6 protein-coding genes are annotated in these 5864 nt (G+C 71.5%); 2 read left to right on the forward strand and 4 right to left on the reverse strand.

Features of this window, described 5'->3' with window-relative positions:
* Nucleotides 1-393, reverse strand: a 393-nt coding sequence (locus JNK30_RS14370) for a GNAT family N-acetyltransferase (protein ID WP_293483137.1), incomplete at its 3' end; no start/stop codon positions are given.
* Between the two features lie 216 nt (nt 394-609).
* On the opposite strand from JNK30_RS14370, the gene arfB reads away from it, so the two are divergent.
* Nucleotides 610-1035 carry an alternative ribosome rescue aminoacyl-tRNA hydrolase ArfB gene (arfB, locus tag JNK30_RS14375; RefSeq protein WP_293483139.1) on the forward strand — a complete coding sequence of 142 codons (426 nt, stop codon included), beginning with the start codon at nt 610-612 and terminating at the stop codon, nt 1033-1035.
* Nucleotides 1036-1298: 263 nt separating this feature from the next.
* On the opposite strand, the gene JNK30_RS14380 is transcribed toward arfB, so the two are convergent.
* Nucleotides 1299-1475: a DUF1508 domain-containing protein gene (locus JNK30_RS14380; protein WP_293483140.1), complete on the reverse strand. Its 177-nt coding sequence runs from the start codon at nt 1473-1475 to the stop codon at nt 1299-1301.
* Nucleotides 1476-1592: 117 nt separating this feature from the next.
* On the opposite strand from JNK30_RS14380, the gene JNK30_RS14385 reads away from it, so the two are divergent.
* Nucleotides 1593-2141 (forward strand): hypothetical protein, encoded by a 549-nt coding sequence (locus JNK30_RS14385; protein WP_293483141.1) that lies wholly within the window; start codon nt 1593-1595, stop codon nt 2139-2141.
* A 4-nt stretch (nt 2142-2145) separates the two neighbouring features.
* Here JNK30_RS14385 and JNK30_RS14390 read toward each other — a convergent pair whose 3' ends face one another.
* Both JNK30_RS14390 and clpB read right to left on the reverse strand, forming a co-directional pair.
* Nucleotides 2146-2919, reverse strand: coding sequence for a sulfite exporter TauE/SafE family protein (locus tag JNK30_RS14390; protein WP_293483142.1), 774 nt, complete (start codon nt 2917-2919; stop codon nt 2146-2148).
* A gap of 262 nt (nt 2920-3181) precedes the next feature.
* Nucleotides 3182-5770, reverse strand: coding sequence for an ATP-dependent chaperone ClpB (gene clpB, locus JNK30_RS14395; protein ID WP_293483143.1), 2589 nt, complete (start codon nt 5768-5770; stop codon nt 3182-3184).
* Between the last annotated feature and the right edge of the window lie 94 nt (nt 5771-5864).

The raw sequence follows: 5864 nt of genomic DNA on the forward strand, positions 1-5864 counted from the left end.
GGCGCGGGCGTTGTCGGCATAGACGTTCAGCTCCAGCCGGCGGACGTTCCACCAGCGGTCGGCCAGGTCGACGACGGCCGCCATGAGCGCCGTCCCGACGCCTCGGCCCGCGAAGGCGTCGTGAACGGCCATGCCGACGCCGGCGGCGTGATGGCGGCGGTGATGCGGTTCGCGGTGCAGGCCGATCATGCCCACCACGCGCCCGTCCATCTCGGCGACCAGCATACGGTTGTTGATGTCCGTGGCGTCGAAGCGCGCCTCGCGGAGCGCCACGGGCGTGAAGGGCGTCTGCAGCGTCCCCCAGACGGCGCGCGGCTGGCCCAGCACCTGCGCCACCTGCGCCATATCGGCCGGCTCGCCGGCGCGGACGGTGATGTCGGTCGTCTCGCTCATGATCGTCTCCGAGGGCCGGGGGACGGGGGCATGAAAAAGCCCCGTCCGGATCCCGGCGGGGCTGGTGGTGGTTGGTCCGCGGCCTTCGTTCGCTAGCGCAGGACATCCCTCACCGGCCCGCCGGGGGCGGTGGCGTTGGGAAGTACGCAAAGGGCGAACATCGCGCGCATCGCGGCGACCATAGCCGCAACGGCGAAGCATGGCAAAATCGCGTGCATGATCGAGGTGACGCCCGCCATCACGCTGGAGGACGACGAGGTGCAGGTCCGCGCGATCCGCGCCTCCGGGCCCGGCGGCCAGCATGTGAACAAGGTCTCGACCGCGATCGAGCTGCGGTTCGACGTGCGCGGGTCGCCGTCCCTGCCCGAGGGCGTGCGGGCGCGGCTGGAGAAGCTGGCGGGTTCGCGGCTGACGCTGGAAGGCGTGCTGGTGCTGGTGGCCCAGTCCCGGCGGTCACAGGAGATGAACCGGCAGGAGGCGCTGGAGCGGCTGCTGGAGCTGATCCGCAAGGCCGCCGAACCCCCGCCGCCGCCGCGGAAGAAGACCAGGCCCACCTACGCCAGCAAGCTGCGCCGGCTGGAGGGCAAGTCCAAGCGCTCGGGCGTCAAGGCCATGCGGGGCAAGGTGCGCGGCGACGACTGAGCGGCTGCGGCGGGCGACCCTCCCCCTGCGGGTGAGGATCGAACGACCGGCTTGGCGCCCTCCTGGGGCAAGGGCTAATGGGCCGACGGCCCGGAGGGGGCTAAAGGCCACGCCCGAGCCGGCGTCCGTAACTCCGCATGAGGCGCGGCGGCGCCGCCCGCGGGTCGTCCCTGGGATTGGGCGCGTATGGGTCCCGGTCTTCGCTGCGCGAAACCGGGATGACAGCCGCGAGCCGGCTTCCAGCGCCCCCTCTGGGGGAGGACCTATTCGACCTCGACCACCTCGGCGTCGCCGACGTGCTTCTTGATGCTCTCGATGGCCGACTTGGCGCCGGACTTCGACGCGTAGCCCTCGGTCGAGAAGATGGTCTCGGCGTTGTACTTGAAGCGCACCCGGAACTCGCCGGCCTTGTCCTTGTAGATCTCGAACTTGTGCGCCATTCCGGCCTCCGCTGCTGAGCTTCGAACGTCGATATGCCAAAGGTCGGGCCGGTTGAGGAGGGCAAATCGCCTGCCGGGCTGGCAAGCTTCCGCCGCAATCCCCTATAAGGTGCAGCCATGCTCCGGACCCCCCTGATCGGCATCGTCGGGCTCGCCGCCCTCGTCTCGGCCTGTGCGCCCACGCTGGGCCCTCCCCCGCCCGGAGGCGCCGCGCCGCCGCCGCGCCCGGCGGCCGGGCCCGCGCCGCCGTTCAACGCGGCCGATTTCGCCTGGTCCCAGCGGCCGGGCCGCAACGTGATCGCCGGGCGCGTGACCTACCGGATCGGCGGCCTGCGCTACACCTGCGCGGGTTCGACGGTGGTGCTGACGCCCGAAACGCCCTGGTCGGCGCGGCGGATGACCTACCTCTACGGCTCGGGCGACCGCGCCGCGCTGCCGGCCGACGAGGTCCGCGCCCGCACGCCGAACGCCCCCGCGGGAGACGCCGGGCCCTACGTGAAGCGCACCACCTGCGACGACGCCGACCAGTTCGCCTTCGGCGGCCTGGCCGACGGGGTCTGGTACGCCATCACCGTGGCGCGGCCGGCGGCCGGGAACGGCGGCACGGTGGCCCTGATGCGTCGGGTGGTGCTGCGCGGCGGCCGCACGACGCCGCTGGCCCTATAGGCGCTCACACCCAGCCGAGCTGGCGCACCGTCTGGTAGCCGGCGAGCAGCAGGACGATCACGCCCACCGCATAGGTCAGCGCGCGCACCGGCACGCGCCGCACCACCACGCCGGCCAGCGGGGCCGCCAGCAGGCCGCCCACGATGAGCCCGGCGACGGACGCGGCGTGGGTGGTCAGGCCGCCCTCCTCCCAGTGGCCCGAGAGCAGCGCGGCCAGGAAGGCGGCCGAGATGGTCGAGGTGACGAAGAACTCCGCGGTGTTCGCCGTGCCGATGGCCAGGCGCGGATCGGCGCCCGAGCCCACCATGGCGGTGGTCACCGTCGGGCCCCAGCCGCCGCCGCCGACGGCGTCCAGGAAGCCCCCGCCCGCGCCCAGGGGGCCGCTCCACTTCAGCGGGAACGGTCGCGGCTCGCGGGCGCGCCAGGCGCGGTAGAGGATCACGGCGCCCATCAGGGCCAGGTAGGCGGTGATGAACGGCTTCAGCACGTCGCCGTCGATCGAGGTCAGCACGAAGGCGCCCGCCGCCCCGCCGATGCAGCCGCCGGCGGCCAGCGGCGCGAACAGCTTCCAGTTCACGTTGCGGTTCACCGCATGCGAGCCGGCGGACGCCGCAGTGGTGAACACCTCGGCCGCATGCACGCTGGCCGAGGCGCTGGCCGGCGGCACGCCGAAGGCCAGCAGCACCGTGGACGAGATCACGCCGTAGGCCATGCCCAGGGCGCCGTCCACGATCTGGGCCAGGAACCCCACGAAGGCGAAGATCAGGAAATCGGGCATGACGCGAGCCTAGCCCTAATTCCAAGCTCATCTATAGAGATAAACTTATATGCGGCGCAGCGGTGCTGAAGGTCGCCTGTCCCTTACCGTGCAAGGGAAGGGGGACCGCTCGCCGAAGAGCGAGCGGTGGGAAGGGCGAACGGCTGGACGGCACTCCCGCAACGGCAAGGCGGTGCCTGCGGCTTTCCCTTCCCACCATCCGCTCTTCGCCCTGCGGGCTCGGCGGACGGTCCCCCTTCCCGCAAGGCGGGAAGGGAAGGCGTCAGTGGACCTTGGCGCGGGCGATCTGCAGGCCCTCGTCGCCGGCGTGGACGTCGATGACCGCGCCGTCCTCCAGCTCGCCCGCCAGCAGCTTGCGCGCGATCGGGTCGATGAGGTCCTTCTGGATCACGCGCTTCAGCGGCCGGGCCCCGTAGACCGGGTCGTAGCCGCGCTCGCCCAGCCAGTGCAGGGCCGCGTTGTCCAGCGCCAGGGTCATGCGGCGGTCGGCGAGCAGCCGCTCGAGACGCTTGAGCTGGATGCGCACGATATCGTCCATCTCGCCGCGGCCCAGCCGCTTGAAGAGGATGATCTCGTCGATCCGGTTCAGGAACTCGGGCCGGAAATGGTGGCGGACCACCTCCATGACGCCGGGCCGCGCCTTCTCCACGTCCTCGCCGTCGGCCAGCTCGGCCAGGAACTGCGAACCGAGGTTCGAGGTCATGATGATCAGCACGTTACGGAAGTCGACCGTGCGGCCCTGCCCGTCCGTCAGCCGGCCGTCGTCCAGCACCTGGAGGAGCACGTTGAACACGTCCGGGTGGGCCTTCTCGACCTCGTCGAACAGCACGACCTGGTAGGGCCGGCGCCGCACGCTCTCGGTCAGCGCCCCGCCCTCGTCGTAGCCGACGTAGCCGGGAGGCGCGCCGATCATCCGGCTCACCGAGTGCTTCTCCATGTACTCGCTCATGTCGAGGCGGGTCACGGCGGACTCGTCGTCGAACAGGAACTCGGCCAGAGCCTTGGTGAGCTCGGTCTTGCCGACGCCCGTGGGGCCCAGGAACAGGAACGAGCCGATCGGCCGGTTCGGGTCCTTCAGCCCCGCGCGGGCGCGCCGCACGGCGTCGGAGACGGCGACCAGCGCCTCCTCCTGGCCGACGACCCGCTGGCGCAGGCCGTCCTCCATGCGCAGCAGCTTGTCGCGCTCGCCCTCGAGCATCTTCTCGACGGGCACGCCGGTCCAGCGGCTGACCACCGCGGCGATCTGCTCGGCGTCGACCACGTCGGGCGTCATCTGTTCGGCCGCGTCGTCCTCGGCGGCCTCGGCCTCGGCGAGCGTCTTCTCCAGCTTGGGGATCTCGCCGTAGGCGATCTCGGAGGCGCGCTGCAGATCGCCGCGGCGCTGGGCCGCCGACAGTTCGGCGCGCAGCCGGTCCAGGGCCTCGCGGGCCTGGGCGGCCGAGCTCACCTTCTCCTTCTCGGCCTTCCAGCGGGCGGTCATCTCGGCGGACTGGCCCTCGAGATCGTCCAGCTCCTCCTCGAGCTTCTCGAGGCGGGCCCTGGAGGCGGCGTCCGTCTCCTTGGCCAGGGCCTCGCGCTCGATCTTCAGCTGCACGACCCGCCGGTCGATCTCGTCCAGTTCCTCGGGCTTGGAGTCGACGGCCATGCGCACGCGGCTGGCGGCCTCGTCCACGAGGTCGATGGCCTTGTCGGGCAGGAAGCGGTCGGCGATGTAGCGGTTCGACAGCGTCGCCGCCGCCACGATGGCCGAGTCCGAGATGCGCACGCGGTGGTGCACCTCGTATTTCTCCTTCAGGCCGCGCAGGATCGAGACGGTGTCCTCGACCGTGGGCTCGTCCACCATCACGGGCTGGAAGCGCCGCGCCAGGGCGGCGTCCTTCTCCACGTGCTTGCGGTACTCGTCGAGCGTGGTGGCCCCCACGCAATGCAGCTCGCCCCTGGCGAGCGCAGGTTTCAGGAGGTTGGACGCGTCCATCGCCCCGTCCGACTTCCCGGCGCCCACCAGGGTGTGCATCTCGTCGATGAAGAGGATGATCGAGCCCTCGGCCGCGGTCACCTCGTTGAGCACCGCCTTCAGCCGCTCCTCGAACTCGCCGCGGTACTTCGCGCCCGCGATGAGCGCGCCCATGTCGAGCGCCAGCAGCTTGCGGTCCTTCAGGCCCTCGGGGACGTCGCCGTTCACGATGCGCTGGGCCAGGCCTTCGACCACGGCGGTCTTGCCGACGCCGGGCTCGCCGATCAGGACGGGGTTGTTCTTGGTGCGGCGCGAGAGGACCTGGATGGTGCGGCGGATCTCCTCGTCGCGGCCGATCACCGGGTCGAGCTTGCCGTCCTTGGCCACCTGGGTCAGGTCGCGGGCGTAGCGCTTCAGGGCGTCGTAGCCCTCCTCGGCCGAGGCGCTGTCGGCCGTGCGGCCCTTGCGGACCGCCGCGGCCGCGTCCTCCAGGCTCTTGGGCGTGACGCCGGCGGCCTTCAGCACGTTCGCCGCCTCGCCGCCTTCCTTGGCCAGCGCGATCAGCAGCCGCTCGGTGGTGACGAAGGCGTCGCCCGCGGTCTTGGCGCCCTGTTCGGCCTCGGCGAACACGCGCGCGGTCTCGGGCTTCATGTACAGCTGGCCAGAGCCGCCCTCCACGCGGGGCAGCTTGGCGATGGCGGCCTCGGCGGCCTTGTCCAGCTCGTCCGGGCGGCCGCCGGCGCTCTGCACGAGCGCGCGGGTCAGGCCGTCCCGCTCTTCCAGCAGGACCTTCAGGATGTGCTCGGGGGCGAGCTGCTGGTGGCGGCGGGCGAGCGCGAGGCTCTGCGCCGACTGGATCGCCTGCTTGGCGCGGTCGGAATAGATGTCGATGTTCATGGTGTCCCCAACTCTGGCGGAACGCCGGACGCCGCCTTGATCAAGCGCAGCCTCCGGACCACCCCGATGTAGTGTGGCATTACCGCCACACAAG

This window comes from Phenylobacterium sp., assembly GCF_016793225.1.
GTDB lineage: Bacteria > Pseudomonadota > Alphaproteobacteria > Caulobacterales > Caulobacteraceae > Phenylobacterium.

Excerpts from the sequence above, each read along its gene's own strand:
- arfB (WP_293483139.1), top strand. The coding sequence starts at position 610 with ATGATCGAGGTGACGCCCGCCATCACGCTGGAGGACGACGAGGTGCAG.
- JNK30_RS14380 (WP_293483140.1), bottom strand. The coding sequence starts at position 1,475 with ATGGCGCACAAGTTCGAGATCTACAAGGACAAGGCCGGCGAGTTCCGG.
- JNK30_RS14385 (WP_293483141.1), top strand. The coding sequence starts at position 1,593 with ATGCTCCGGACCCCCCTGATCGGCATCGTCGGGCTCGCCGCCCTCGTC.
- JNK30_RS14390 (WP_293483142.1), bottom strand. The coding sequence starts at position 2,919 with ATGCCCGATTTCCTGATCTTCGCCTTCGTGGGGTTCCTGGCCCAGATC.
- clpB (WP_293483143.1), bottom strand. The coding sequence starts at position 5,770 with ATGAACATCGACATCTATTCCGACCGCGCCAAGCAGGCGATCCAGTCG.